1 protein-coding gene is annotated in these 272 nt (G+C 35.7%); it reads right to left on the bottom strand.

The annotated features are described in order from the left end of the window. Window positions 1-272 (bottom strand): hypothetical protein (locus tag VJI94_RS08380; protein ID WP_324009030.1); only part of this gene is annotated, 272 nt, incomplete at both ends.

The raw sequence follows: 272 nt of genomic DNA, 5'->3' as shown, positions 1-272 counted from the left end.
TGATAAGGCTGCAAGAATGGAAGATAAGGTGCTGCCGAAGGTAGTTTAGAAAAATTTTCGTAGATATCAATCAAAGGTTGTTCAAACTTTTCCTGAATGTACATGAAATACAATTCTCTGGCCTGCGTTAGCACTCCGATTTCTCCCTTGAAATATTGTTGAATGTCTTCAAATTTTTTACGGATAAAAGCACTTTCCTCTTTAATAGTAGTATCACCTTTGAACCAACGTATTCGATACAGGTTTGCATTGATCATATTTTCTGCATACCA

The organism is Parvimonas sp. D9 (assembly GCF_035282565.1).
Classification (GTDB): domain Bacteria; phylum Bacillota; class Clostridia; order Tissierellales; family Peptoniphilaceae; genus Parvimonas; species Parvimonas micra.
This window is presented reverse-complemented; position numbering and strand designations above follow the sequence as displayed.